Annotated in this window: 21 protein-coding genes; 10 read left to right on the top strand and 11 right to left on the bottom strand. The window is 72.4% G+C overall.

Features of this window, described 5'->3' with window-relative positions; all coding sequences use genetic code 11:
- Nucleotides 1–141 precede the first annotated feature (141 nt).
- Nucleotides 142–1,680 carry a class I adenylate-forming enzyme family protein gene (locus ACWEV0_RS02805; RefSeq protein ID WP_453145840.1) on the top strand — a complete coding sequence of 513 codons (1,539 nt, stop codon included), beginning with the start codon at nt 142–144 and terminating at the stop codon, nt 1,678–1,680.
- A 6-nt stretch (nt 1,681–1,686) separates the two neighbouring features.
- Here the strand turns inward: ACWEV0_RS02805 and ACWEV0_RS02800 are convergent, their stop codons facing one another.
- Nucleotides 1,687–2,061, bottom strand: coding sequence for an STAS domain-containing protein (locus ACWEV0_RS02800; protein WP_453145838.1), 375 nt, complete (start codon nt 2,059–2,061; stop codon nt 1,687–1,689).
- A 246-nt stretch (nt 2,062–2,307) separates the two neighbouring features.
- Between ACWEV0_RS02800 and ACWEV0_RS02795 the strand changes: the two genes are divergently transcribed.
- Together ACWEV0_RS02795 and ACWEV0_RS02790 are read left to right on the top strand one after the other, a co-directional pair.
- Complete coding sequence (locus ACWEV0_RS02795; RefSeq protein WP_403795009.1) at nt 2,308–2,901, top strand: sigma-70 family RNA polymerase sigma factor; 594 nt, start codon at nt 2,308–2,310, stop codon at nt 2,899–2,901.
- Nucleotides 2,898–4,175: a maleylpyruvate isomerase N-terminal domain-containing protein gene (locus tag ACWEV0_RS02790; protein WP_453145836.1), complete on the top strand. Its 1,278-nt coding sequence runs from the start codon at nt 2,898–2,900 to the stop codon at nt 4,173–4,175. The genes ACWEV0_RS02795 and ACWEV0_RS02790 overlap by 4 nt, the downstream gene beginning before the upstream one ends.
- A gap of 29 nt (nt 4,176–4,204) precedes the next feature.
- On the opposite strand, the gene purU is transcribed toward ACWEV0_RS02790, so the two are convergent.
- Nucleotides 4,205–5,056, bottom strand: a complete 852-nt coding sequence (purU, locus tag ACWEV0_RS02785) for a formyltetrahydrofolate deformylase (protein WP_453145834.1) — start codon at nt 5,054–5,056, stop codon at nt 4,205–4,207.
- Nucleotides 5,057–5,102: 46 nt separating this feature from the next.
- The gene (locus ACWEV0_RS02780; RefSeq protein WP_453146007.1) at nt 5,103–5,549 is read right to left on the bottom strand and encodes an SCO4402 family protein; all 447 of its coding nucleotides are present in this window, start codon (nt 5,547–5,549) and stop codon (nt 5,103–5,105) included.
- A 193-nt stretch (nt 5,550–5,742) separates the two neighbouring features.
- On the opposite strand from ACWEV0_RS02780, the gene ACWEV0_RS02775 reads away from it, so the two are divergent.
- Nucleotides 5,743–6,996: an ABC transporter substrate-binding protein gene (locus tag ACWEV0_RS02775; RefSeq protein ID WP_453146005.1), complete on the top strand. Its 1,254-nt coding sequence runs from the start codon at nt 5,743–5,745 to the stop codon at nt 6,994–6,996.
- A 57-nt stretch (nt 6,997–7,053) separates the two neighbouring features.
- Here ACWEV0_RS02775 and ACWEV0_RS02770 read toward each other — a convergent pair whose 3' ends face one another.
- Both ACWEV0_RS02770 and ACWEV0_RS02765 read right to left on the bottom strand, forming a co-directional pair.
- Entirely contained in the window at nt 7,054–8,343 is a 1,290-nt protein-coding gene (locus ACWEV0_RS02770) for a hypothetical protein (protein ID WP_453145832.1), read from the bottom strand.
- 175 nt (nt 8,344–8,518) lie between these two features.
- On the bottom strand, nt 8,519–9,901 hold the full coding sequence (locus ACWEV0_RS02765; RefSeq protein ID WP_453145830.1) for a transcriptional regulator: 1,383 nt from the start codon (nt 9,899–9,901) through the stop codon (nt 8,519–8,521).
- 321 nt (nt 9,902–10,222) lie between these two features.
- On the opposite strand from ACWEV0_RS02765, the gene ACWEV0_RS02760 reads away from it, so the two are divergent.
- The 4 genes from ACWEV0_RS02760 to ACWEV0_RS02745 all read left to right on the top strand — a co-directional run bounded on the left by ACWEV0_RS02760 (nt 10,223) and on the right by ACWEV0_RS02745 (nt 14,255).
- Nucleotides 10,223–10,900 (top strand): bifunctional DNA primase/polymerase, encoded by a 678-nt coding sequence (locus ACWEV0_RS02760; RefSeq protein ID WP_453145828.1) that lies wholly within the window; start codon nt 10,223–10,225, stop codon nt 10,898–10,900.
- Nucleotides 10,901–11,004: 104 nt separating this feature from the next.
- Nucleotides 11,005–11,844 carry an ABC transporter ATP-binding protein gene (locus ACWEV0_RS02755; protein WP_453145826.1) on the top strand — a complete coding sequence of 280 codons (840 nt, stop codon included), beginning with the start codon at nt 11,005–11,007 and terminating at the stop codon, nt 11,842–11,844.
- The gene (locus ACWEV0_RS02750; RefSeq protein WP_453145824.1) at nt 11,841–13,460 is read left to right on the top strand and encodes a transporter; all 1,620 of its coding nucleotides are present in this window, start codon (nt 11,841–11,843) and stop codon (nt 13,458–13,460) included. Before ACWEV0_RS02755 ends, ACWEV0_RS02750 begins: the two co-directional genes overlap by 4 nt.
- A gap of 330 nt (nt 13,461–13,790) precedes the next feature.
- Complete coding sequence (locus ACWEV0_RS02745; RefSeq protein ID WP_453145822.1) at nt 13,791–14,255, top strand: subtilase-type protease inhibitor; 465 nt, start codon at nt 13,791–13,793, stop codon at nt 14,253–14,255.
- A gap of 56 nt (nt 14,256–14,311) precedes the next feature.
- Here ACWEV0_RS02745 and ACWEV0_RS02740 read toward each other — a convergent pair whose 3' ends face one another.
- From ACWEV0_RS02740 to ACWEV0_RS02730, 3 genes are all read right to left on the bottom strand, one after another.
- Entirely contained in the window at nt 14,312–15,340 is a 1,029-nt protein-coding gene (locus tag ACWEV0_RS02740) for a trypsin-like serine peptidase (protein WP_453145820.1), read from the bottom strand.
- A 245-nt stretch (nt 15,341–15,585) separates the two neighbouring features.
- Nucleotides 15,586–16,437 carry an alpha/beta fold hydrolase gene (locus tag ACWEV0_RS02735; protein WP_453145819.1) on the bottom strand — a complete coding sequence of 284 codons (852 nt, stop codon included), beginning with the start codon at nt 16,435–16,437 and terminating at the stop codon, nt 15,586–15,588.
- 377 nt (nt 16,438–16,814) lie between these two features.
- Entirely contained in the window at nt 16,815–17,507 is a 693-nt protein-coding gene (locus tag ACWEV0_RS02730) for a metal-dependent transcriptional regulator (protein ID WP_453145817.1), read from the bottom strand.
- 150 nt (nt 17,508–17,657) lie between these two features.
- Here ACWEV0_RS02730 and ACWEV0_RS02725 point away from each other — a divergent pair, with 150 nt between their 5' ends.
- Nucleotides 17,658–18,413 (top strand): SIS domain-containing protein, encoded by a 756-nt coding sequence (locus ACWEV0_RS02725; protein ID WP_453145815.1) that lies wholly within the window; start codon nt 17,658–17,660, stop codon nt 18,411–18,413.
- Nucleotides 18,414–18,540: 127 nt separating this feature from the next.
- Here the strand turns inward: ACWEV0_RS02725 and ACWEV0_RS02720 are convergent, their stop codons facing one another.
- The 3 genes from ACWEV0_RS02720 to pdxH all read right to left on the bottom strand — a co-directional run bounded on the left by ACWEV0_RS02720 (nt 18,541) and on the right by pdxH (nt 24,870).
- A complete protein-coding gene (locus ACWEV0_RS02720; protein ID WP_453145813.1) occupies nt 18,541–22,047 on the bottom strand; it encodes a hypothetical protein in 3,507 nt (1,168 codons plus the stop codon).
- Between the two features lie 410 nt (nt 22,048–22,457).
- Nucleotides 22,458–23,864 (bottom strand): PAS domain-containing protein, encoded by a 1,407-nt coding sequence (locus tag ACWEV0_RS02715; RefSeq protein WP_453145811.1) that lies wholly within the window; start codon nt 23,862–23,864, stop codon nt 22,458–22,460.
- 361 nt (nt 23,865–24,225) lie between these two features.
- Entirely contained in the window at nt 24,226–24,870 is a 645-nt protein-coding gene (pdxH, locus tag ACWEV0_RS02710) for a pyridoxamine 5'-phosphate oxidase (protein ID WP_453146003.1), read from the bottom strand.
- 346 nt (nt 24,871–25,216) lie between these two features.
- On the opposite strand from pdxH, the gene ACWEV0_RS02705 reads away from it, so the two are divergent.
- Nucleotides 25,217–26,317, top strand: coding sequence for a citrate synthase 2 (locus ACWEV0_RS02705; RefSeq protein WP_453145809.1), 1,101 nt, complete (start codon nt 25,217–25,219; stop codon nt 26,315–26,317).
- Nucleotides 26,318–26,331: the final 14 nt, after the last annotated feature.

Here is a 26,331-nt window from a genome sequence, read left to right as displayed (position 1 = left end):
GGTGTCGGGGCCTCGGAGTTTCTGATGACCCGTCAGATACGAACGCGCCTTCAGGCTAGCCCCGCGCATCTGGACCGACAAGGACCGTCCCTCTACGCTCTCCGCACGATCTGACGAACCGTCAGCCAAAAGGAGCAGGGCATGCCCGAGTCCGAGACACCGACCGCGACCGAGACCGCACACGCCCTGGGCGCGTCCCGCACGCTCTGGGAGCTCGTCGAGCGCCGCGCCGCCCTCACGCCCGGCCGGCCCGTGCTCCTCCAGGGCGACCGGACCCTCACCTTCGGCGAGCTGCGCGACCGGGCCGAGCGGGTGGCCGCCGGGCTGTACGGGATGGGCGTGCGGCCCGGAACCGTCGTCGCGTGGCAGCTGCCGACCCGGATCGAGACCGCGGTGCTCTCCTTCGCGCTCGCCCGCCTCGGCGCCGTACAGACCCCGGTCATCCCCTTCTACCGGGACAAGGAGGTCGGCTTCGCGCTGCGCGAGTCCGGCGCCGAGTTCTTCGCCGTGCCCGGCGTCTGGCGCGGGTTCGACCACACCGCGATGGCCCGGCGGCTCGGGGCGCGCGGCGTCTTCGAGGCGTACGAACACGAGGGCATGCCCGACGGCGACCCGGCCGTGCTGCCGCCACCGCCCGCCGACGGGACCGCCGTCCGCTGGATCTACTGGACCTCGGGGACGACCTCGGACCCCAAGGGCGTGCTGCACACGGACCGTTCCCTGCTCGCGGGCGGCTCCTGCCTCGCCCACGCGCTGCACCTCGCCCCCGACGACGTCGGCTCGATGGCCTTCCCGTACGCGCACATCGCCGGGCCCGACTACACGGTGATGCTGCTGCTCTACGGCTTCCCCGCGGTCATGTTCGAGCAGTTCGCGCTGCCCGATGCGCTCGACGAGTACCGCAGGCACGGCGTCACCGTGGCCGGCGGCTCCACCGCCTTCTACGCGATGTTCCTGGCCGAGCAGCGCAAGCAGCCGGGCGAGCCGGTCATCCCCACGCTCCGCCTCCTCGCGGGCGGCGGCGCGCCCAAGCCGCCCGAGATCTACCACGCGGTCGTCCGCGAACTGGGCTGCCGGCTCACCCACGGCTACGGCATGACCGAGGTCCCCATGATCACCATGGGCGACCCGGGCGACACCGCCGAGAACCTGGCGACGACCGAGGGCCGGCCGCCCGCCGGCATGGAGATACGGATCACGGCGGACGGCGAGGTGCGGCTGCGCGGCGAGGCGGTCTGCCGCGGCTACCTCGACCCGGCGCAGACCGCGGCCGCCTTCGACGAGGACGGCTTCCTCATCACGGGGGACGTCGGGCACCTGACGCCGAGCGGGCACCTGGTCCTCACCGGGCGGATCAAGGACATCATCATCCGCAAGGGGGAGAACATCTCCGCCAAGGAGATCGAGGACCTGCTCCACGAGCACCCGGGCGTCGGCGACGCGGCCGTCATCGGACTGCCCGACCCCGAGCGCGGCGAGCGCGTCTGCGCGGTGGTCGAACAGCCCCCGGGCGCCGCGCCGCTGACCCTGGACGAGGTCACGGCCTTCCTGCGGAAGGCGGGGCTGTCGGTCTTCAAGCTGCCGGAGCAGCTGGAGGTGGTGGACGCGCTGCCGCGCAACGAGACGCTGCGCAAGGTGCTCAAGTACAAGCTGCGCGAGCGGTACGGGGCCGGGGCCTAGCGGTCGTCACGCGGACAGCGGCTCGGCCGCGTCGTCGAGGGCGGCCGGCACGTCCGCGTACACCTCGAAGAGGCGGCGCACGCCGAGCGCGCCGAGCACGCGGTTCACGTGCGCCCCGTCCTCGGCGCCGCGGGCGGGCAGGATCAGCCGGAGCCGGCCGCCGCAGGAGCGCATCAGCCGGCGGGCGGCCACCAGGACGCCGACGCCGCTGGAGTCGCAGAAGCGGACGGTGGAGAGATCGAGCACCACGTCGTGGCGGCCGACGGCGACGACGGCGTGGAGGCGTCTGCGGATCAGCGGGGAGGTCACGAGATCCAGCTCGCCGCTGATGCGCAGCACGGTCCATGGGTCCTGCTCGTCCTCGTCGACCTGGATCGTCACGAGCGGCACCTTTCGAGGCAAGGGGCAGGGGAACAGAAGCGGGAGCAAACGGAGTCCGGCGTTCCTGCCCCCTCCCGCTGCCCGTTCGCGCCGGTCCCAAACCCCCGGCTCCAGGGTTGTCGCTTTCCTTACCATTCCGCGGCGCGTCAAGGGCGCACTTGCGGCAATCAGGGGCGTGCCGGGGGCCGGGCCCGTTACTTTGGGGAAGGAACTCGGGTCGGGCAAGGGCTGTCGGGAGGGCCTCGGATGGCGGCGAAGGACACACCACCGCGCTGGGACCGCAGGATGCAGCAGCGGCTCGCGCGCGGTGAGGCGGCCGCGCTCGGCGAGCTCTACGACAAGTTCGCGTCGCTCGTGCACAGCCTGGCCCACCGGGTGCTCGACGACGACGACGCGGCCGACCAGGTCACCCGCGAGGTCTTCGGCTACATCTGGGAGAACCCCGACGCGTACGACCCCAAGCAGGGCAACATGCGCGCCTGGGTCGCCCGGCTCACCCAGCGGCAGGCCGTGCACCGGCTGCGGCAGGCCGAGGCGCTCGCCTTCGCGGAGCGCGGCGAGGGCTCGGCGGAGGAGCTGGAGCAGAAGGTGCGCCGGGCCTCGGTCGCGGCCCGCGCCGACTACATCGTGACGTCCATGCCGACGCCGCTGCGGCAGGCCCTGGAGCTGGCGTACTTCCAGCGCCGGGACTACCGGCAGACGGCCGCGGACCTCGGCGTGACCGAGGACGAGGCCCGGCGCCGGCTGCGGCTCGGGCTCCAGCTGCTCTCGACGGCCAACACCCGGCCGCTCGAGGGCTCGTCGCCGCCCGGCCACGGCGGCTACGGACGGGCGCTGTGAGCGGGGCGAACGACGATCCCGAGGAGGTCGCCCGCGCCCCGTGGATACCGGGCCCGCGCCCGGCGGCGGACGACCACGCGGACCTGTCGGCACCCTTCGTGCCGACGAGCGGGCCGGTGGAGCCCGAACCGGAGCCGGCGAGCCCCGAACCCGCCGAGGCGGAGCCCGTACCGGAACTCCCGCACCGGGTGCTCAAGTCCCTCCTCGGGGCCTGGGCGCTTTCGGCGTGCTCGGCCGCGGAGACCCGGGCCGTCGAGGACCACCTCACCGAGTGCGCCCCGTGCGCGGAGGAGGCGCTGCGGCTGCGCGACGCGGTCGGACTCCTGCACGCCGAGCGCGATCTGGACCTGGACCCGCTGCTGCGCTCCCGGGTCCTGGAGAACTGTCTCGGCCGCCGCCCGGCCCGGATCCCGGTGCCGGCGTGGGCGACTCCGTACGACGCGGAGACCGCCCGGCTCGACGCGCTGCTGCGCGACATCGGCGAGGCGGAGTGGCACGCGCCGGTGCGGCTCAAGTGGTTCGAGGGCGAGCGGCGAGTGAACCGGAAGACCACCGTGGCCGGGGTCATCGGCCATCTCCTCGCCGTGGACGGCCTGGTGGCGGCGTCGCTCGGGCTCGACGATCCGCTGGGCAAGGGCGTCGGCGAGCTGTCGCCGGCCGAGCGGACCGAGGCGTACTGGAACGCCGCGGTCCGGCCGCCGACCCGCACGATCCGCGAGCCGTGGCGGGAGCAGGGCCACACCCTGATCCGCACGGTGTCGTTCGCCGGCCGTGGCGTCGCCGACCTGACCGTGACCTACGGCGACTTCGCGATGCCGCTGCGGGACGCGCTCCTGGAGCGGGCCTTCGAGTGCTGGGTGCACGCCGGGGACATCGCGGAGGCGGTGGACTACCCGTACGAGCCGCCCAGCGGCGCGCATCTGCACGGCATGATCGACCTCGCCGCCCGTCAGCTCCCGGCCGTCCTCGCCGGGCGCCGCCGTGCGGGGCTGGCCGCCCCGCCCCGCGAACTCGTCACGGCCGGCTCTCCGGGCCGCTCGCTCCACCTGGAGATCGAGGGCGCGGGCGGCGGCCACTGGTTCATCGCCCTGGACTCCCCCGCCGCCCTCGGCTCCCGCGACCACGCGGTGGCCCAGGTCGCCATGGACGGCGTCGAGTTCTGCCAGCTCGTCGCGGGGCACATCCCGCCGGAGGACGCGGCCGCGGGCCAGGACGGCGACCGCGAGGCGATCAGGGACGTGCTGTTCGCGGCGGCGTCACTGAGCCGGATGTAGCGGGCGGGGCTTCCAGGCCCGCCCCCGCGCTACGCGAAGACGACCGTGCGCCGCCCGTTCAGCAGAATGCGGCGCTCCGCATGCCACTTCACCGCCCGCGCCAGCGCCTGGCACTCCACGTCCCGCCCGATCGCGACCAGCTGGTCCGGCGTGACCTCGTGGCCCACCCGCTCGACCTCCTGCTCGATGATCGGGCCCTCGTCGAGGTCGGCCGTCACGTAGTGGGCGGTGGCGCCGATGAGCTTCACGCCGCGGGCGTGGGCCTGGTGGTAGGGCTTGGCGCCCTTGAAGCTCGGCAGGAAGGAGTGGTGGATGTTGATGATCCGGCCGGAGAGCTGCTTGCAGAGGTCGTCGGAGAGGACCTGCATGTAGCGGGCGAGGACGACCAGCTCGACGCGCTCCTCGCGGACCAGCTCCAGGAGCTCCGCCTCGGCCTGGGCCTTGGTGTCCTTGGTGACCGGAATGTGCCGGAACGGGATGCTGTACGAGCCCACCAGCTCGGCGAAGTCGGTGTGGTTGGACACCACCGCGACGATGTCGACCGGCAGCGCGCCGATCCGCGAGCGGAACAGCAGGTCGTTCAGGCAGTGGCCGAACTTCGACACCATCAGCACGACGCGCATCCGCTCGTCGGCCCGGTTGATCTGCCAGTCCATCGCGAAGGAGTCGCCGACCGCGGCGAAGCTCGCCCGGAGCTTCTCCACCGTGACCGGGGCCTCGGCCGAGAAGTGGACCCGCATGAAGAAGAGACCGGTGTCACGGTCTCCGAACTGCTGGCTGTCCTCGATGTTGCAACCCGTGATGAAGAGGTAGCTCGACACGGCGTGCACGATGCCCTGCTTGTCGGGGCTCGAGAGGGTGAGGACGTACTGGTCGGTCATCTGCCTAGCCTGCCACAGTGAGCCCTGGCCACAGGCACACCGTCCGTCAGGCGGACCTCGTCATGATGCGCAGCACTTCGAGCGTGCGCGGCGGCGCGTCCGGGTCGTCCCCGTCGGCCGTCGCCATGCGTATGTGCGCCTCGCGCGCGGCCCGTACCGCCTCCGGCCAGCCGTGGTGCTCCAGATACGCGGAGACCGGCGCGTCCGCCCCGACCTGGTGCATGATCCGCAGCACGCGCAGGACGGCGACGTCGACGAGCGCGGCCTCACCGGAGTCGCGGAAGATCGTCCCCACGTACTTCTCGGCGGACCAGTTGTCCAGCCAGGTGTCCTCCACCAGCCGGTACACGGCGTCGGTGATGTCCCCGTACCCCTCCTGGCCGGCCAGCCAGGCGGTCTCGTGGAACCCCGGGTCCGAGAGCATGTGCAGCGCCGAGCGCACGTTCGCGCGCCAGCGCCACCACGGCATGTCGTTGAGAGGCATGCCGCCCATGGTGGAGGAGCGACGGCCGCGACGGGAAGAGTTCACTGAAGGGGACGTGGAGCTGGACACCGTTCGATCGTACGTTCCCCCTCCGGCAGCGCGGTTCCCGGCCTCGGCCGACGCCTGTAATTCACCTTGACGTCACCCACCGTTGCATCAGGCTCACCGCCGCGTTACCCGTGAGGCGGAAGTGTGCATGCCCATGACCGGTAGGCGACTTACTTCCCCCATCGCGTACGTCACGACAGCGGCGGCCGCAGCGTCGCTGCTGACCGGCTGCGGCGTACTCCCTGGGGCCACGGGGGGCTCCAGGGAGCCCGTCACCGTCATGACCTGGGCTCCTGACCAGACCCGTGCCACCAACATGCCCGGCATGCCCGCCATGGCCAAGGCCTATGCCCGCTGGGTCAACGCCAACGGCGGCATCAACGGCCACGAGCTCCGCGTACTCACCTGCAACGAAGAGAACACCACCGCCGGCGCCGCCGCGTGCGCCCGCCGGGCCGTCCACGAGGGCGCGGTCGCCGTCGTCGGCTCGTACAGCCAGAACGGCAACGCCTTCATGGCCCCGCTGGAGGCCGCGGACATCCCGTACATCGGCGGCTACGGCATCTCCGAGGACGAGTTCACCAGCCCGCTCTCCTATCCCGTCAACGGCGGCGTGGCCTCCCTCATCGCCGGCCACGGCATGCAGCTCGCCGCGAGCTGCCGCAAGGTCTCCCTGGTCCGCCCCGACACCATCGCCGGCGACCGGCTGCCCGACCTGCTCAACTCCGGGCTCCGCAAGGCCGACCACCGCAGCGCCATCGACATCCCGGCCGTCGAGGACGCCGGCGAGTACACCCAGCAGGCCACCCGCGCCCGGGCCCGGGCGGGCGGCGACGAGGGCTGCGTCACCGCCGTGCTCGGCGAGCGCACCCAGACCTTCTTCGACTCCTTCCGCCGGCTGCCGAAGCAGGGCGACGGCTCCGTGCGGATCTCCTCCGTCCTCGGCAGCGTCGACCAGCCGCTCATCGACCGCACCGGCGGCCCGCACAGCCCCTTCGAGGGCGCCTACGTCACCGGCTGGTACCCGCAGGCCGACGACAAGGCGTGGGACCCGATGCGCAAGGTGATCAAGGAGCACGCCTTCGCCGACAACCGCGTCGACCCGACCGACACGGGCGTGCAGACCACCTGGATCGCCTACACGGTCCTCAAGCAGCTCATCGAGTCGCTCGACAGCGACAGGGTCACCGGACTCCAGCTCTCGCACGCGCTCGACGAGGGCGCCAAGATCGACACCGGCGGTCTGACGCCCCCGCTCCGCTGGCGGTACGACGACCTGCTCGGCGCCCCCGGCTTCCCCCGGATCGTCAACCACGACGTGACCTTCCAGGTCGTACGGGACGGGCGCCTGGTGGCGGAGAAGCCCGGCTTCGTCGACGTCGGCGAGACGGTCCTGGCCGCGCCCTAGGGCCTGTCCGACCCCGATCCGCCGGGCAGGCCCTGGCGGCCCGCCCCGCCCACCCCGTCAGAGCTGGGTGTAGTTGCGCTTCGTCAGTCCGTACTTCTCGGCGGTCGGGTTCCACAGCCCGGCCGCCGTCTTCTTCGCGGCCGTCGCCTCCAGGCTCTTGCTGTCGCCCGCGTTCGTCTCGCTGGTGTGCCGGGCGTGGTCGCCCTTGCAGATCTTCTTGTTGCCGTTCGCCTGGTCCGCCCAGGCCGCGTAGTGGGCGTCGGCCGCGGCCGACGCCTCCCACGCCTTGACGAGGGCGGCGGACAGTGCCGTGCTGTTCGGCAGCTTGTCCACGGAGAGCGACTGGAGCCGGGTGACGAGCTCACGGCGCTGCTGGGCCGCGCCGCGCAGGTCGGTGGCGGCCTGGCCGAGGTTCTCGCACTGCCGGATGTTCCCGACCGAGCGGATCACCGTGTCGCGGCTGTTGTTGCTGTCCGCGAGCAGCTTGTCCAGGGCCTGCGCCTGGGCCTTCACCGGGTCGGCGGCCTGCTCGTCCGGCTCGCCCGAGGAGCCGGAGGGCGCGGCCGAGCTCGCGGCCACGTTCTGTCCGGCGCCGGCCGTGTCCTTCTTGTCGTCGTCCCCGCCGCTGAGCAGCGCGCCCGCCGCGAGCCCGATCACGGCGCAGCCCGCCACGACACCCGCGATCAGCGCGAGGGGCGACTTGCGGCGCGGCGGCTCGGGCTCGTCGTCGTAGTAGGCGTCCTGGTAGCCGTACTGCTGCTGCGGGGGCGGCGGCTGCGGCGACTGGAACTGCGCGGTCGCCTGCGGCGGCGGTGCCTGCGGGTAGCCGTAACCGGGCTGCTGGGCCGGCCGCGGGGCCGGGGGCTGCGGGGTCTCGCTGCGGAACAGGTTGTCGAAGTCGGCGAGCGGCGGCCGCTCCTGCGGCACCGGCGCCTGGGGCGGGACGGGAGCCTGGGGCTGCACCGGCGCCTGGGGCGGGACGGGAGCCATGTACTGGGTCGCCTGGGCGTCGGGCCCGGCGGCGGCCGGCGGGATGTACTGCGTGGCCTGGGAGTCCGCGGCCGGCGGGATGTACTGCGTGGCCTGGGAGTCCGCGACCGGCGCGATGAACTGCGTCGCCTGGGAGTCCGGGCCGGGGTAGCCGTACCCCGGCTGCGGCTGCGGCTGCTGTGGGGCGGCCTGCGGGTAGCCGTAGCCGGGCTGCGGCGGCGCGACCGGCGGCTGCGCCGGGATCGGCGGCAGGTACTGCGTGGCCTGGGCGTCCGAGGAGCCACCAGGGGTCACCTCAGGGGGGAGGGGCTGAGCGGCCGGATACTGCTGCTCCGGCCCCTGTCCGCTGTGCGTCACCGGGACTCCTGTGTACTGGACTGCTGGGCGTTCTCGCGCTGGCTACGGAACCGTCGGCTCACGCTACCGGGTGCCCCCGGGCCGCCGCACACACGTCCGACCCGGTGTGACGCAGGTGTGACGTACGGGTGTGACCCGTGTCCTACGCGCGTGACCCGTGCCGTACGCGTGTGACCTACGCCGCGTGCAGGTCGAGCCGCGCCCCGAACTCCCGCACCACCGCCTCCCCCGAGAACGGCTCCAGGCGGTCCTTCAGATCGCCCAGGTACTCCGCGCCCCGCGAGGACCGCAGCGTCCCCAGCATCTCCAGGGCGCGGGTGCCGGTCCGGCAGGCCGCCTCGACCTCGCGCTGCTGGACCTGCGCCGAGGCGAGCAGCGCCAGGCCGATCGCCCGCCGCCGGACCCGCGACTCGGGGTGGCCGGCCAGGGAGCGCTCGGCCGCCCGGGCCGCCTCCCGGCCCTGGCCCAGGTCGCGGTGGCAGTGCGCCAGCTCGTCCGCGAGGTACGCCTCGTCGAAGTGGGCGATCCAGGACGGGTCGTCGCCGGCGTCCGGGTCGGCCCGCTGCAGGGCCTCCTCGGCCCGGCCCGCGACCAGCTCGCAGGCCCGGGCGTCGCCGAGCAGCGCGTGCCCGCGGGCCTCGGCGGCGAGGAACATCGCCTCCGCGCGCGGCGGCACCTGCCCGCGTGCGCCCTCCTGCGCGGCCCGCGCGAGCTGCGCGATCTCCCGCGGGTTGCCGAGCTGGGCGGCGAGGTGGCTCATCGAGGCGGCCAGCACGTAACCGCCGTACGCCCGGTCGCCGCCGGCCTGCGCGAGCCGCAGCGCCTGGATGTAGTAGCGCTGGGCGAGTCCCGGCTGGCCGGTGTCGACGGCCATGTAGCCGGCGAGTTCGGTGAGCCGGGAGACGGCGGCGAACAGCTCGCGGCCGACGGCCTCCCGGTAGGAGCCGGAGAGCATGCCCGACACCACGCTGTTGAGGTAGTGGACGACCACCGGGCGCACGTGCCCGCTGCCGAACTTCCGGTCCAGGTCCACCAGGGCGGCCGTCATCGCCCGAACCGCCGCCACGTCCGACGCCCCGACCCGGGCCCCGGCGTGCCGGGCGACCTGCGGGTCGGCGCCGGTGATCAGCCAGTCGCGGCTGGGCTCGACGAGCGCGGAGGCGGCCACCGTCGAGGCGGACAGGAAGTCCCGTCTGCCGACGTCGCTGCGCCACAGCTCGCAGACCTGCTCGATGGCCCCGAGCACGGTCGGCGCGAACTGGAGGCCGACGCCGGAGGCGAGGTTGCGGCCGTTGGCCATGCCGACCTCGTCGATGGTGACCGTGCGGCCGAGCTTGCGGCCGAGGGCCTCGGCGATGATGCCCGGCGCCCGGCCGCGCGGCTGCTGCCCGCGCAGCCAGCGCGCCACCGACGTCTTGTCGTAGCGCAGGTCGAGGCCGCGCTCCGCGCCGACCATGTTGACCCTGCGGGCGAGGCCGGCGTTGGAGCACCCGGCTTCCTGGATGAGCGCCTGCAGCCGTTCGTTGGGCTGGCGGGCGACGAGTGGCCTGGCTGCCATGATTGCTACCCCCTGAGGCCGCGCATGAGCGTGATCGGTGATCGAAGTGATCGACTGGCTGATCACTGCCCGGCCGATATCCGGTCAATGCAGATGTGAACACGCGAAACCGGACACGTCGGTCGCCCTGCCCCACCCGTCCACGCACGGTACGGCGGTACGTCACCGACGCCCCCCGTCCCATCCGTACCCCCCACCCGCTCTACCTGCCCCCGCGCGCCCCCGTCCGTGCACCCGTGCGCCCCGCATGCAGGATCGATGCGCCACCCGGCGGGGGTGCCGCGCCCGTAACCCCAGGTGACGGCGGGAGTTGAGTTCGTCGTGGAAGAGACCATCGGAGTCACGGAAGCCGCACAGATTCCCAAGCAGCGGGGCGAGCTGCTGCTGGACAGCGCGGTGCGGTACGCGGAAGAGCGGCACTGGGACGTGTTCCCCGGGACCTGGCTGGAGGCGGTCGAGGGCGGCGAGCGCTGCTCCTGCGGCGCGGACGCGTGTCCGGCGCCCGGCGCGCACCCGGCCAGGCCGGACTGGTCGACCCAGGCGACGGGCAGCGCCGTCGGGGCCCGCCGGATGTGGTCCAAGCAGCCGAAGGCGTCGATCCTGCTGCCGACCGGGCGGACCTTCGACGCGATCGAGGTGTCGGAGTCGGCCGGCTTCCTCGCGCTGGCCCGGATGGAGCGGATGGAGCTGACGCTCGGCCCGGTGACCTGCACGCCGGACCGCCGGATGTTCTTCTTCGTGCTGCCCGGCGCCGCGGCCAAGGTGCCGGACCAGGTGCGCAAGCTGGGCTGGGTGCCCTCCTCGATCGACCTGGTCACGCGCGGCGAGGGGCACTTCGTGGCGGCGCCGCCGACCCGGGTCGGCGGGTACGGGGCGGTGCAGTGGGCCCGTAAGCCCACGGCGGCGAACCGCTGGCTGCCGGACGCGGAGGAGCTGATCAGCGCGCTGGCGTACGCGTGCGGGCGGGAGGCGGCGGACGCCAGGTCGCGGCGGCAGTGAAGGGCCCTTCCTCGTTGCCGGGTCCTGGCAATGTGGCCGAAAGGCGCTCAGCCGTATGGTGGTGCCCGACTACACGGGGACAACCGAAGGGTTGACGCAAGATGATGCCTGACCAGGCATTCGACGGGGCGTACGAAGCGGCGGGCGCCGCACCGGGATCCGGTGCGGCGCCCGCCGTTCATGTCGAGGGGCTGTGGAAGCGCTTCGGCCAGCAGATCGCGGTGAACGGGATCGATCTCGTGCTTCCCGCGGGCAAGTTCATCGGCCTTGTCGGGCCCAACGGCGCCGGCAAGACCACCACCCTCTCCATGATCACCGGACTGCTGCGGCCCGACGCCGGGCGCATCCGGGTCGGCGGCCACGACGTCTGGGCCGATGCCGAGTCCGTCGCCCAGGTCAAGGCGCGGATCGGCATCCTGCCCGAGGGGCTGCGGCTCTTCGAACGGCTCTCGGGCCGTGAACTCCTCGCCTACAGCGGCCGGCTGCGCGGTCTGCCGGGCGCCGAGGTCGACAAGCGCGCCACGCAGCTCCTCGAGGTGCTCGACCTCGCGGGCTCGCAGCACAAGCTGGTCGTCGACTACTCGACCGGCATGCGGAAGAAGATCGGCCTGGCGGCGGCCCTGCTGCACAATCCCGAAGTCCTCTTCCTGGACGAGCCGTTCGAGGGCGTCGACCCGGTCTCCGCGCAGACCATCCGCGGGGTCCTGGAGCGCTACACCTCCTCCGGTGCGACCGTCGTCTTCTCCAGCCACGTCATGGAGCTGGTGGAGTCGCTGTGCGACTGGGTCGCCGTGATGGCCGCCGGGCAGATCCGCGCGCAGGGCCCGCTGGCGCAGGTACGGGGCTCGGCGCCGTCGCTGCAGGCCGCGTTCCTGGAGCTGGTCGGCGCGAACGGGCGGGACGCCGGGCAGTCGCTCGACTGGCTGGGCGGTTCGGCCCGATGACCACCGCTCCTGCCGCGGCCCCCTCGCTGACCTCGGTCTTCGTACGGCTCAAGCTCTCGCTCCTGAAGAACGGCCTGAGGCAGTCGGGCGGCCGGACCGCCGCCTATGTCTCGTCGATCGTCGTCGCGGCGCTCCTCGCCACCGTCATGACGCTCGCCTTCCTCGCGCTGCGCGGACACGCGGCCGCGACCACGGTCTCGGTACTGATCACGGGCGTGCTCGCGCTGTCCTGGACGGTCATGCCGCTGTTCCTGCCGAGCGGCGACGAGACCCTCGACCCGTCGCGTCTCGTGATGCTGCCGCTGCGGCCGCGGCCGCTGGTCCGGGCGCTGCTCGTGGCCTCGCTCGTCGGCATCGGCCCGGGCCTCACCCTGGTCCTGGCGGTCGGCGCGGCCCTGGCGGTCGCGCACGGCGCGGCCGGTACGGTCGTCGCCGTGCTCGCCGTGCCCCTGGAGGTCGTCGGCTGCGTGGCGCTCTCGCGCGCGGTGGCCGCCGCGAACGTACGGCTCCTGACCTCGCGCAAGGGCCGTGACCTGGCCGTCCTGTCCGGCCTCGTGATCGCGGTCGGCATGCAGCTGGTCAACTTCGGCGCGCAGCGGCTCAGCCGGGCCGGCGGGCTCTCGGCGCTCGAACCGGCCGCCCAGGTCGTGGGCTGGCTGCCGCCGGCCTCCGCGGTCTCCGCGATCGGCGCGGCGGGCGAGGGCGACTACGTCGTCGCCGCCGCGAAGCTGCTGCTCGCCGCGGCCGGCGTGGCCGGCCTGCTGGTGTGGTGGCAGGGCAGCCTGGTGAAGCTGATGACCGCGCCGGACGGCTCGACGATCGGCGCGTCGGACGGCGCGGGCACCAAGGACAAGTCGGCTTCGTCGGGCCGGCTCGGCCGGCTGCTTCCGGGCGGACGCACGGGCACGGTGATGGAGCGCGGTCTGCGCTACATCTGGCGCGACCCGAAGACGAAGGCCGGCTGGGTGACCTCGCTCGCCATCGGCGCGATCATCCCGCTGTTCAACGCCCTGCAGGGCACCGGCTCGCTCTACTTCGCGTGCTTCGCGTCGGGCATGCTGGGCCTGCAGATGTTCAACCAGTTCGGCCAGGACACGTCCGCCTTCTGGATGGTGGCGCAGACCATCTCGACGCCGGCCGACGCCTTCGCCGAACTGCGGGCGCGGGCCCTGACGATGCTGTCCATCACCGTGCCGTTCACGGTCCTCGTGATGACGGCGACGGCCGGCGTCATCGGCGCGTGGGGCGGCTTCCCGCAGGCCCTCGGCATGGCGCTCGCGGTGCTCGGCGCGATGGTCGGCATCGGTGCGGTGACCTCGGCCTGGTTCCCGTACTCGATCCCGCAGGGCAGCGCGTACAAGAACGTGGCGCCGGGCCAGGCCGGTCTGTCGCTGATCTCCGTCTTCGGCGGCATGTTCTCCGCCGCGGTGCTCTGCTCCCCGGTGATCGTCACGATCGTCGTCCTGCACCTCGCGGACGCCGAGTCGGCCCTGTGGCTGCTGCTGCCGGGCGGCGCGCTCTACGGCGCGCTGCTGGTCTGGGGCGGCCTGAAGGTGGCGGCGCCTCGGGTGTCGAAGCGGCTGCCGGAGATCCTGGCGGCGGTGAGCAAGGGCTAGGGACCGGGCATGTCCTCGCGGCCGGCGGCGGATGCGTCGCCGGCCGCTCTGTTTCCGGACGATCAAGAACGCCCGTAACTGGTCCAAGGTCGAACATTTCTTCCATCGACGCAGGTCGGCGGACCGTACGGGTTTGAACGGCTCGGGGTGAGACAGCCGCGCGAGGGCCGAACGACCAGTCGGGCGAGGGGTCGTACGGGGGTGCGGCCGGAAAACGGCGGACGGATGTGCGATCACGCTGCGCGTCGACGAGACTCCGTTGCGCAGCCGATCGGCTCGCATCTCCCGTCACTCCCGTGTCTTCGGACCCAACAGGAAAGGGACACCCCCGTGCGCTCCTTCCGTACGCTCGGCGCCACCGCGCTCGCCACCGCGAGCGGCCTCGCCCTGCTCGGCACCGCCGTCACCGGCAGCGGCACCGCCGCCGCCGCGCCCGCCTCGACCACGAGCCTGTACCCGCCGTCGGCGCTCGTGCTCACGCTCGGCAGGGGCGAACGCCCCGCCACCGCCACGGTGGTCCGCGCGGTCACCCTGAGCTGTTCCCCGACCCCGTCCGGGACCCATCCCGCACCGGTCGAGGCGTGCCGCGAACTCGACGAGGCGGAGGGCGACTTCGCCCGCCTGAACAGCGTGACCGTCACCTCGCGGCACCTCCCGTGCACCCGCGAGTGGGACCCGGTCACGGTGACCGGCGACGGGGTCTGGGAGGGCAAGCGGGTGCGCTGGTCGGCCCGGTACGGCAACTCGTGCGAGATGCGCGCGGCGACGGGCGAGGGGACGGTCTTCGCGTTCTGAGTGTTGCTCCAGGTGAGCCCGGCCGGGCCCGGGTGCGCCCGGGCCCGGCCGGGGTCCTAGTAGGTGGAGTACGTGTTGTACGCGTCGCCGACCCACTGGGCGAAGTACGGCGAGCGCATCTCGGTCGGGCTGGTCGCGCTGTCGACGTTGCTGTTCACGCCGTTGACCCAGCCGCTGTAGTACACGTTGTCGTCCTTGCCGTAGATCCAGGGACCACCGCTCGACCCGCCGGTCATGTTGCAGGGCATCTTGATCTGGTCGGTGATCCAGAAGCTGCGCTGCGAGGTGGTGGCGGCGCAGTAGTACTGCCACTGTCCGTCGAACGGCGCGGCCTGCGGGTAGCCCATGGACGTCATGTAGCGGTCCTTGGGGTAGTTCCACTGCACGCCCAGGCCGCCGACGTTGTTGACGAGTTCCCCGTTGCCGTTCGGCCAGGTGATGACGATGCCGAGGTCGTAGCCGAAGTTGCCGCTCTGGGTCCAGCCGTTGAAGGCGACGAGGGTCTTGGCCCACCAGGTGCCGTAGGGCCGGCTGCCGTGGTCGTAGTACGGCACGAACTGCCAGTTGGTGTTCCAGGACTTGCCGGGGCCGCCGTGGACGCAGTGCCCGGCGGTGAACACCATGTTCTTGTTGGTGCTGTTGACGGCCGAGCCGGAGCAGACGTAGTCGATGCCGTCCGAGCCGGTGAAGAAGACCTTGCCGACGACCTGGGTCGCGGTGACGCTGATCCTGATGCCGCCGGGCGCGGGCGCGTGCCCCTCGACGGGGTTCGAGCCGGTGGTCGCGGGCCCGGTCGGCTTCTGCGGCGCCTGCGGGACGGCCGGGACGCCCTTGGGCGCGCGGTAGGTCATGTCGAGCGGCTTGGCGTGGGCCATCCGCTCGGGCGTCCAGTACTCGGCGAGCCGCGCGCCCTCGGTCGCGGGTACGGCGTGCTCGACGGCCGCGGTGGGCGCGGCGGTCGTCGTGTTCGGTGCCTTCGGGGCCTCGGCCGCCTGCGCGGCGGCCGTGGGGAGGAGGAAGAGCGCGACCGCGGCGGCGAGGCCGGCGGCGTACGAGCGCGAGCGTCTGTGGCGTATGCCCAACACGTGATACCTCGATCTCCGTTGCTGGCATTGCTGACATGAACACGGCATGTCTATGCGGCACATGACAGAGCGTCAACGCGGAGTGAGAGGAATGGCCGGTTCGCCGGTACGCATTTCAGCCGCCCAGGACCGCTGGCCTGGACCTTTGACCACACAGGCCCCGGGAGTCACCCGAGCGGGCCCCAAGAGTTGTCCGAGCCGGGGCCCGCACGCACAGCCGGCGGCGACTCCCGAGACGGTGGGACTCAGGACGTGAGGACGCCGTTCAGGAACGGCTCCACCACCTCGCGCCACGCGTCGGCGTGTTCGTAGTGGAGGAGGTGGCCCGCGTCGGGGATCTCCGCGTACGCCCCGCGGGGCAGGACGCGGACCATCTCCTGGGCCTCGGCGCGGCCGAGTTCGCCGTCGAGGCCGCGGACGACGAGGGTGGGGCAGCGGACCTGGGCGAGGGAGTCCCAGTGGGCGTCGTGGACCCAGGTCTCGCGGGAGGTGAGCATCTGGGCCGGGTCGAAGACGGGGTGCCAGCCGTCGGGGCGCTCGGTCATCACCTCGGCGAAGAAGGCGCCGCGGGCCGGGTGCGGGCGCTCCACCCAGGGGTCGTCCTCGCCGAACCACTGGCGGACGGCGTCGAGCGAGGGGAAGGGCAGCGGCCAGCGGCGGAACCAGTCCTGCCACTCGCGCTGGGAGGCGGCACCGAGGGCGGAGGCCCGCATGTCGCAGATGACGAGGGCGTGCACGAGGTCGGGACGCTCGGCGGCGAGCTGCCAGGCGGTGAGCGCGCCCATGGAGTGGCCGACGAGGGTGACCGGGCCGAGGCCGAGCCGCTCGACGGCGGCGATCGCGTCGGCCACGTACGCCTCACGCGTGAAGGGGCCGGCGGCGGGCTTCTCGCTGCGGCCGTGGCCGCGCTGGTCGAGGGCGATCGTGCGGTGCCGGGCGGCGAGCCAGTGGGCGGCGGGGGCCCAGTGGGAGGCCCGGCCCATCAGACCGTGGAGCAGTAAGACACCGGGACCGCTCTGCGGGGCGGTCCGTTCCGTGAAGTCCCAGGCCGCCAGGCGTACGCCGTCGGCTCCCGTGACGTCGAGTCGTCGCACCATGCTGCTCGGCACCCCCTCTTTCCCGGTCCCTGTGGAACTGCGCCAGAGTATCGAACCCATATTCGAAAATGCGCTTCTGCCGCTCAACACCCCACGTTCGAGTGACAGCGCTCAAGGATTGACGGCTTCTGCCGAGGGGAGATCTTCAACGGGAGGCGGACCGCTCGGGGAAAACGGTCCGACGGGACTGACCTTGAGAGCTCGGGGCTCCAGGTCAGATCAGGGGAGGACGAACCCCGGCGCCGCGAGGCGCCGGGGTTCAGTGTCGTCAGGAGGACTGCCCTCATCCCCCAAGCGTGGCACGGGAGGGGGCGCGTGCGTGGCGATTCCGCCGTAAAACGGGCCCTGGGGGGATGAGGACCCGGGAAGAGCAGCCGCTAGCGCTTGGCGACGAAGACGTGCGCGGCGACCTCCGCGTCCAGCTCGGCCGCCTCGCCGCTGCTGCCCACCAGGACACCGCCCGGGGACTCCGTCACCGACACCACGGAGCCGGGCTGCACGCCCGCGCGCCGCAGCGTGTACATCAGCTGGGCGTCCGTCTGGATCGGCTCGCCGATGCGCCGGACGATCACGGTCTTGCCCTCGCCGCCGGCCTCCAGGTCCGCGAGCGACACCATCGAGTCGTCGAGGAAGGACTCGGCCTCGGCCTTCTCGCCGAGCTCGTCCAGGCCGGGGATCGGGTTCCCGTACGGCGACTCCGTCGGGTGCCGCAGCAGCTCCAGGACGCGGCGCTCCACGGCCTCGCTCATCACGTGCTCCCAGCGGCACGCCTCGGCGTGGACCTGCTCCCACTCCAGGCCGATCACGTCGACGAGCAGGCACTCGGCGAGCCGGTGCTTGCGCATCACGCGGGTGGCCAGGCGGCGGCCCTCCTCGGTCAGCTCCAAGTGGCGGTCGCTGGCGACGGCCACCAGACCGTCGCGCTCCATGCGGGCCACCGTCTGGCTGACCGTCGGACCGCTCTGGTCCAGCCGCTCGGCGATCCGGGCGCGCATGGGGACCACACCTTCCTCCTCCAGCTCCAGGATGGTGCGGAGGTACATCTCCGTGGTGTCGATCAGTCCGGACATACGTGCCCCTCGATGAGTCGTGCGCTGGCCCTGCCCCAATTCTGACGCATCGCACCGACAACCGGGGCGCGCCGGAGCGAGGCGGTATTGACAGAGCAATGGTCCAGACCGCACCGTGATCCGCGACCACGACGAGAAGGAGTCGCCGCCATGGGCGAGAGCAAGCTGGCCGGACAGTTCTTCGACGCCGCGATCGCCCTGCTCCAGAAGGTGCGGGACGAGGACGCGGACGACATCGCGGCCGCCGGCACCGCCATCGCGGAGGCGGTCGCGAACGGCAACCGGCTCTTCGCGTTCGGCGCCGGCCACTCGTCGCTCGCCGCGCAGGACGTCGTCTACCGCGCCGGTGGCCTCGCCCTGATGAACCTGCTCGCCGTCCCCGGCGTCGTCGGCGTCGACGTCATGCCCGCCACCCTCGGCTCCGCCCTGGAACGGGTCGACGGCCTGGCCGGCGCCGTCCTCGACTCCTCCCCCGCCCGGGCCGGCGACGTCCTGGTCATCATCTCCCTGTCCGGCCGCAACGCCCTCCCGGTCGAGATGGCCATGAACGCCCGCGCCCTCGGCCTCACCGTGATCGGCGTCACCTCGGTCGCGTACGCGACGGAGACGAAGTCCCGGCACGTCTCGGGGACGTACCTCAAGGACCACTGCGACATCGTCCTCGACTCCAGGATCGCCGTCGGCGACGCCGAGCTCACCCACGAGGCCATCGAGGCCCCCTTCGCCCCCGCCTCCACGGTCGTCACCAGCGCCCTCATGCAGGCCACGATGGCCGCGGCCGCCGAGGAACTGGTCCGCCTCGGCATCGAGCCCCCGCTGCTGCGGTCGGGGAACGTGGACGGCGGCCACGAGTGGAACGGCCGGGTGATGACGGAGTACGGCGACCGCATCTTCTTCCGCCACTGACTCCACTGACTCACTGACTCACTGACTCACTGACTCCACTGACCTACTGATTCCGCCACCGAGGCCGGAAAACGACCCAGGGGCCGCGGCGAGAACTCGCCGCGGCCCCTGGGTTCTGTGTCAGGTCCTAGGACACGTAGTAACCGGCGACATCCGCCAGCAGCCGCGTGGACCCCGAGTGGTTGTAGAAACTCACCTTCCCGTTCACGACCGGGACCACGACCAGGTTGGGGATGGTCGTCCCGGCGGTGAAGTTCAGGTTCGAGGTGGCGGGGCGCGGTGTCCCGTCCGGGAAGACGGACACGTAGCCGGTCGCCGTCGGCGCCACCGCCGTCACGTTCATGACCACGGCGGTGACCCCGGTCGCCGGAATGCCGGCCTTGCCGGCCACCTGAAGGGTGACCGTCCCGCCGGCCCCGGCCGTGGCGTCCATGACCCGGGTCGGAGCGATCGGGTTGAAGGCGGACCCCAGCCCGTCCGTGGTGAAGTAACCGGCCACGTCGGCGAGCAGGTCCACCGAACCGGAGTGGTTGTAGAAGGTCACCTTGCCGTCCGCCGACAGGGGCACCACGACCAGGTTCGGGATGGTCTGCCCGGCGGTGAAGTTCAGGTTCGACGTCGACGGACGGGCCGTACCGGCCGGGAAGACGGATACGTAACCGGCCGCCGTCGGCGCCACCGCGGTCACGTTCATCACGACCGCCGTCACCCCGGACGCCGGGATCCCGGACTTGCCCGTCACCTGGAGCGTGACCGTCTTGCCGCCCGCCACCCTGGCCTTGGGCACACCCACACCCGCCATGGTGTTCATCATCCGCACCGGCCCCAGGGGCTTGTACGTGGCTCCGGAGCCGTCCGTGACGTAGTACCCGGACACGTCGGCGAGCAGGTCCACCGAACCGGAGTGGTTGTAGAAGCTGACCTTGCCGTCCGCCGACAGGGGCACGACCACCAGGTTGGGGATGGTCTTGCCGGCCGTGAAGTTCAGGTTCGACGTCGCCGGACGGGCCGTGCCCGCAGGGAACACCGACACGTAACCGGCCGCCGTCGGCGCCACCGCCGTCACGTTCATGACCACGGCGGTGACCCCGGTCGCCGGAATGCCGGCCTTGCCGGCCACCTGAAGCGTGACCGTCTTGCCGGCGCCGACCTTGCCCTGCGGCACCCCCACACCCGCGATGGTGTTCATCAGGCGGGTGGGTGACATCGGACGGAAAGTGCCGAGACCGGCCGCGGCGGGCTTGGTGACGGTGAAGATGCCGCGCTGGTACTCCCAGCCGGTGATCACGCTGATGTTCCAGGTGCTCTCACCGACCGTCCGCAGGTCCAGCGAAGCCGTCAGGGTGCGGGCGTCCGGGGACACGGACACCGTGGTGGCCGTGAGCGTCTTGGAGCCGTTGGTCAGCCGGACGTAGTCCTTCATGCCGAGCGCCGTGCCGGTCACCGCCAGGGTGACGACCTGGCCGCCCCGGGCGGTGGTCGGCGAGACCGTCCCGACGGACACCTCTTCGGTGCCGCAAGGGGTCGCGGCGCAGTCGAGCCGACTGCTGAAGTCCGTCAGGGACGCCTTCTCGGGCAGGCCGAGGACGAAGGTGGTGGGCGACGGCCCCGACGTACCGGGGATGCCGCAGTCGTACCCCTCGGACGTGCGGTAGCACGGGTCGCTGCCCTTGGCGTCGTACAGCCGGGGCACGGCAGTGTCCGTCCGGCCCTCGGTGTCCACGGTCGTGACCTTGAACCTGTCGCCCGCGGCGGTGGGCAGTGCCAGGCAGACCGCCGTGTGCTGCTCGTCGAGCCGGCCCTTGACCGGCCCGTACCCGTAGGGGAGGGCCGGGACCTTGGTGCACTCCGGGGCCGGACCCGTGGGCGTGCCGATGCGCAGCGCGTCGAAGTGGTAGGCGTCGGCCGCCTTCAGGCTCGCCGGGACGGTCAGCACGACCTGGTAGGTGGCCGAACCGGAGACCACGCAGGAGCGGTTGCGGTAGCCGCAGGTGGGTACGCCGTTGCCGTCCTTGTCGTACGCCAGGATGTTCGCCGTACCGAGCGGGTCGCGGACGTCCAGGTGCAGCACGTCACCGGTGGCACCGGTGGTCACCTGACGGCAGACCAGCACACCGGGGGCACCCATGACGCCGCTCGCCGACGGGCCGCCGACGGCAGTCGCCGGCGTCGGCGCGCAGCCCTTCGCCGTCGTGGTCACGTCACGGCGGGCCAGGACGTACGCCGACGGAGCGTCGTCACCGACGAAGAGCACGGTGTGGGCGAGACCCGGAGTCAGCGCGCAGGTGGTGAAGCTGCCGTAGTTGGACCAGCCCTGGCAGATCTGCTTGCCCGTGGCGTCGAGCAGCGAGTACTGGGCGGGGGCGGCGCCCGTCTCGGGGCGGATCTGCACGTTCTCGTTGGCGGTGTGTGCGTCGGCCGGAATCGTCAGGCAGTGGGAGAAGACACCGCCGCCGGTGGTCAGGCGGACCGTGGCACCGGTGGCGCTGAAGTCGCCCGCCGGGAAGACCGGGCAGGTGTTCGCGACGTCCGTGCGGTAAAGCATCATCCGGTAGGTGCCGGTCGACGGCTGGGTGTCGTCGGTGGAGACGATCACGTGGTACGGAGCCGGGCCGGTCAGCACACAGGTGCCCGCGGTCAGCTTGTCGTCGCCGCAGACGTAACCGCCCTGCGCGTTCCAGACGAGGACGTCGGGACGGGGCGCGGTGCCGCGCGTGGGCGTGAGCAGCGCCAGGTGAGCGTTCTCGGCGAGCGGCAGCGTCAGGCAGTCGATCTCACCGGGCACGGCGAAGCTGCCCTCGACCGCGCCGAGAGCGGTCTGCACGCAGCCGGCGGTGGCGGCGCGGGCCAGGATCAGGGTGGCGTCGTCGGTGGTCACCGTGTACGTGACGCCGGACGTCAGCGCGCAGATACCGTCCCAGGTCTGGCAGCGGATCTCGCCCTTCTGGTCGTAGACCTTGAGGCGCGAGCGCTGCCCCTCGGGCTGCGCGACGCCGTACACGTCGTACGAGCCGGTGGTGGGCACGGTGAAGGTCTTGCAGCCGGTCGCCGGGGTCACGACGGTCGGGGCCGAGCCATAGGCGTTCGGCGCCACGGACGCACAGCCCTCGGGGTCGGATAGGCGGCGGATCTTCAGCCGGTACTCGGCGGGGAAGCCCTCGGAGGCGTAGCTGCCCTCGCCGATGACGCGGTAGGGGCCGCTGCCGGGCAGGACACAGCCGTCGCCGTCAGCGGGCACCGGGCAGATCGGGCCGCCGGTCGCGTCGGTGATCCAGCCGCGCTCGTCGCCGTAGACGACCATCTGGAAGTCGAGCGTCACGCGCTCGCCCGGCTTGGCCTCGAACGGCTGGCAGATGAGACCCACCCGGCTGACCAGGGAACCCTTCAGGGGCTCCTGGTTCCAGGACGTGCCGGTCGTGGGAAGGCAGCCGGCGTTGGACACGAGCGGCGTGACCGTCACCGACGCCTGGTCGGGGTCGAACGAGCTGTTGTCGAGACGCAGCGTGAACGCGCCCGCGCGGGGCAGCGCGCACCAGCCCGGGCCCCAGTTGTAGTCGTAGCAGTCGAGCGCCGTCTCGCCGTCGTAGACCGTGGCACGGGTGTCGTAGTGGCCGCCGACCAAAACCCGGTGCATACCGGGCTTCTCGGCGGTGAAGGTGAAGCAGGCCGTGCCGTTTCCGGCCAGCGATGCCTTGCCGACGGCCTCCCCCGGGCCGCCGAACGAAGCGAGCGCGAGCGGCGTGCACTCCTCGGCCGCGGGAGCGGCGGGCGCAGACGCGGGCGCAGACGCGGACGTAGGCGTGGGCGCAGACGCGGACGTAGGCGCGGGCGCAGTAGGCGTTTCGACCGCCCACGCCGCTTCTGCCGGAAGGATCGGGAGCAGCAGGGACAGCAACAGTGTGAGCGTGGCAGTCAGGGCGGTGTAGGGCGCGGATCTAGGCGCCGTACACGAAGGTTGGGACATTCCCGTTCCCCCCAGGAGCGGTGACATCGTCGATCAGCCGCGATGATCGCACGGCTGACCGACAACTCCGCTCCAATTTCCTACCGGAGTCCCGGATTCCACGCGCCACCCAGCGCCGCCGCCACCTGCCCCGCCGCCGTCTCCGCGTACGCCGTGTCGTCGCGGCTGAACGGCGGGCGGGACGGGGAGCGGAGGAAGGTGACGACGCCGAGGGTGCGGGCGCGGGTGCGGAGGGGGAGGCTGAGGGCGTGGGCGGTGTCCGGGGGCCAGCGGCGGTCGGTGGCCCAGCGGGGGATGCCGGGAGTCGCGTCGGCGCGGACGGGGCCCGGGTGGGCCAGGGCCTGCAACGCGGGGTGGTACGAGGGGTAGCGCAGCGGGATGCCGCCCGAGGCGACCGGGGCGACGGGGCCCGGGGTGCCGAGCGGGGTGGCGAGGGCGCGGACCAGGCGCCCGTCGGGCGTGGCACGGTCGAGCAGGACGTGGTCGGCGAAGCCCGCCAGGGCGAAGTCCAGGAGGACGGCGGCGGCGCGCAGCGGGTCCTCGCACTCGGCGGCGGCCGCGCCCGCCCGGTGCAGCTGGCTCCAGCGGAAGCGCAGCCGGTCGGCGTCCTGTTCGGCGCGGCGGGCCTCCGTGACGTCCTGGAAGAGCCAGCCGACGCCGAGCGGTACGGGTTCCGCCTCCTCGGCGAACGGTGAGGCGAGCCGTACGAAACCGCACCGCCAGCAGCGCCGCCGGTCGCCGCCCGGGCCGCCGTCCGGGCCGCCGTCCGGGCCGCCGTCCGGCCCGCGCAACGTCAGCCACACGTCGGCCGGTTCGGGCGGCGCGCCCGCTGCCAGGACGTGCTGGAGTGCGCCCTCCAGCTCCTCCACGCCCTCCGCCACGAGTTCACCGAGCGGGCGGCCGAGCAGCGAACCGCGGCCGGCGCCGAGAGCGCGGACCGCGTAGGCGTTGAGGACGGCCGGGCGCAGGTCCACGTCGACCAGGACGACACCCCAGGCGGCGTCCGCGAACAGCGCCTCGCTCAGGGCGAGGGACCGCTCCAGGTCGAGCTGGACGTGCACCTCGGTGAACGCGCAGTACACCCCGGACGGCTGCCCGTCCGCGCCGCGCACGCCCGTGGTCTGGACCCGGACGAGGACCCGGCCGCCGTCCTTCCGTAACAGCGGGAACTCGTGCACCTGGCGGCCCGGCGCCGTCATCGCGCGCAGCAGCCGGCCCAGGGTCTCCTCGGCGTCCGCGCTGCGGGCCGCCCAGCCCGCGAAGCCGCGCCGGCCGACGGCGTCGCCGGCGCTCCAGCCGAGGATGCGCTCGGCCTCGCGGTTCCAGTGGGTGACGGTGCCGGTGGCATCGAGCGCGCAGAGCGCCGCGTCCATGCCGTCGAGCAGGGCGGTCAGCAGTTCGCCGCCGGCCAGCCCCCGCACCCCCGCCGCTCCCGCCGTTCCGGCCGCTCCGGCCGTTCCCGTTGTGTCACGCGCAGAGCCACTCATCCGGCACCCCCCGGCCACATTCAACTCGAATGTGACCCAAGACACATCCTGTTTCCCGCAAAAACGCAGCGATAAATCGCTTGAGGCGACGGCCCGAGGGTTCTTAAGGTGTGGGTACACGCGAAAGGAGGTGATCCGAAAAAATGGTTTCTTTTCGGACTCGTGAGGTGACTGCGGGCTAACGCCTGCCGTCGCACTCTTGTGCACCTCGGCAGGCACTCTGCCGACACCACCGCAGTCACCCGACCCGTGGGCCGCCGGTCAGTCCGGCCGGCTCCCGTCCGAACCTAGGCGGACGGGACCAAGGCCCACGGGTCGTCTGCGTTCCCGGGCCCCGGCCCCGGCCCTTGGGTCCGTCACCTCAGGGGGACAGGCGTTCCACCCGCCAGGACTCGCCCGCCGCGCCCTCGCCCGCCTCCCGCACGTACCGCAACCGGTCGTGCAGCCTGTTCTCGTGGCCCTGCCAGAACTCCACCGTCTCCGGCACCACCCGGAATCCGCCCCACTCCGGCGGCACCGGCACCTGCTCGCCCTCCGGGTAGCGGGCGTGCAGCTCCTCGTACCGGGCGAGCAGCTCGGCCCGCGACTCGATCACCGAGGACTGGTGGCTGGCCCAGGCCCCCAGCTGGGAGCCGTGCGGGCGGGTGCGGAAGTACGCCACGGTCTCGTCGCGGCCGGTGCGCTCGGCGCGGCCGGTGACGATCACCTGGCGGGCCAGCGGGTGCCAGGGGAAGAGCAGCGAGACGTACGGGTTGGCCGCCAGCTCCCGGCCCTTGCGCGAGCCGTAGTTGGAGAAGAAGACGAAGCCGGCCTGGTCGTAGTGCTTGAGCAGCACCGTACGGGAGGACGGGCGGCCGTCCGCGTCGGCGGTGGAGACGACCATGGCGTTCGGCTCGTGGATCGCCGGATTGCTGGCGGTCTCCTTGAACCAGTGTGCGAACTGCTCGATCGGATCCGGGGCGAGATCGGCCACGGTCAGCTCCATGGTCCGGTACACCTCGCGCATGTCGGCGGGATCGAGGGCGTCGAAAGGATCCAGGGCGTCGGTCACGGGCCCCATCCTGCCGTAGCGCCTGGCGCGGCACCCCAGTCTGCCCGGCACTCCGTGCCGCTAATCCTCCGTCGCCGGATCGGCGCAGTGTGCCGGATGTCACGCTTCCCCGCATCATCAGAACCGTACAGACTCATGCGCTGGATCACTGTTGCTCTCCACCAAGCCCCCGGGCCGAATGATTGATCATCGATCAGATGGCATCATCGACCGCCCGGAGCGCCTGTCGGCCTTCGCCCACCGAACATCGACCACCGAACATCGTCCATCGAATATCGACCATCGATTGAGGAGCCGCCTCATGTCCGACTTCGTACCCGGCCTCGAAGGGGTCGTCGCGTTCGAGACGGAGATCGCCGAACCCGACAAGGAGGGCGGCGCCCTCCGTTACCGCGGGGTCGACATCGAGGACCTGGTCGGTCACGTCTCCTTCGGCAACGTCTGGGGCCTGCTCGTCGACGGGGCCTTCAACCCGGGCCTGCCCGCCGCCGAGCCCTTCCCGATCCCCGTGCACTCCGGCGACATCCGCGTCGACGTGCAGTCCGCGCTCGCCATGCTCGCGCCGGTCTGGGGCCTGAAACCGCTCCTGGACATCTCCGCCGAGCAGGCCCGCGACGACCTCGCCCGCGCCGCCGTCATGGCCCTGTCGTACGTCGCCCAGTCGGCGCGCGGCCAGGGCCTGCCGATGGTCCCGCAGAGCGAGATCGACAAGGCGCAGTCCGTCGTCGAGCGGTTCATGATCCGCTGGCGCGGCGAGCCGGACCCGAAGCACGTCAAGGCCGTCGACGCCTACTGGACCTCGGCCGCCGAGCACGGCATGAACGCCTCCACCTTCACCGCCCGCGTCATCGCCTCCACCGGCGCCGACGTGGCCGCGGCGCTGTCCGGCGCGGTCGGCGCGATGTCCGGCCCGCTGCACGGCGGCGCCCCGTCCCGCGTCCTCGGCATGATCGAGGAGATCGAGCGCACCGGCGACGCGGTCGGCTACGTGAAGAAGGCCCTGGACCAGGGCGAGCGCCTGATGGGCTTCGGCCACCGCGTCTACCGCGCCGAGGACCCGCGCGCCCGCGTCCTGCGCCGTACGGCCAAGGAGCTCGACGCCCCGCGCTTCGAGGTCGCCGCGGCGCTGGAGAAGGCGGCCCTCGAAGAGCTGCACAACCGCCGCCCGGACCGGGTCCTGGCGACGAACGTGGAGTTCTGGGCCGCGATCGTGCTCGACTTCGCCGAGGTCCCGGCGCACATGTTCACGTCGATGTTCACCTGCGCCCGTACGGCCGGCTGGTCGGCGCACATCCTGGAGCAGAAGCGCACCGGCCGCCTGGTCCGCCCGTCCGCGCGCTACGTGGGCCCCGGCCAGCGGAACCCGCGCGAGATCGTCGGCTACTCCGACATCGCGGGCTGAGCCTCGCGGGCTGA

It is taken from the genome of Streptomyces sp. NPDC003943 (assembly GCF_053605265.1).
Note: the sequence above shows the minus strand (reverse complement) of the source record. Positions and strands in the feature narration are given on the sequence as shown.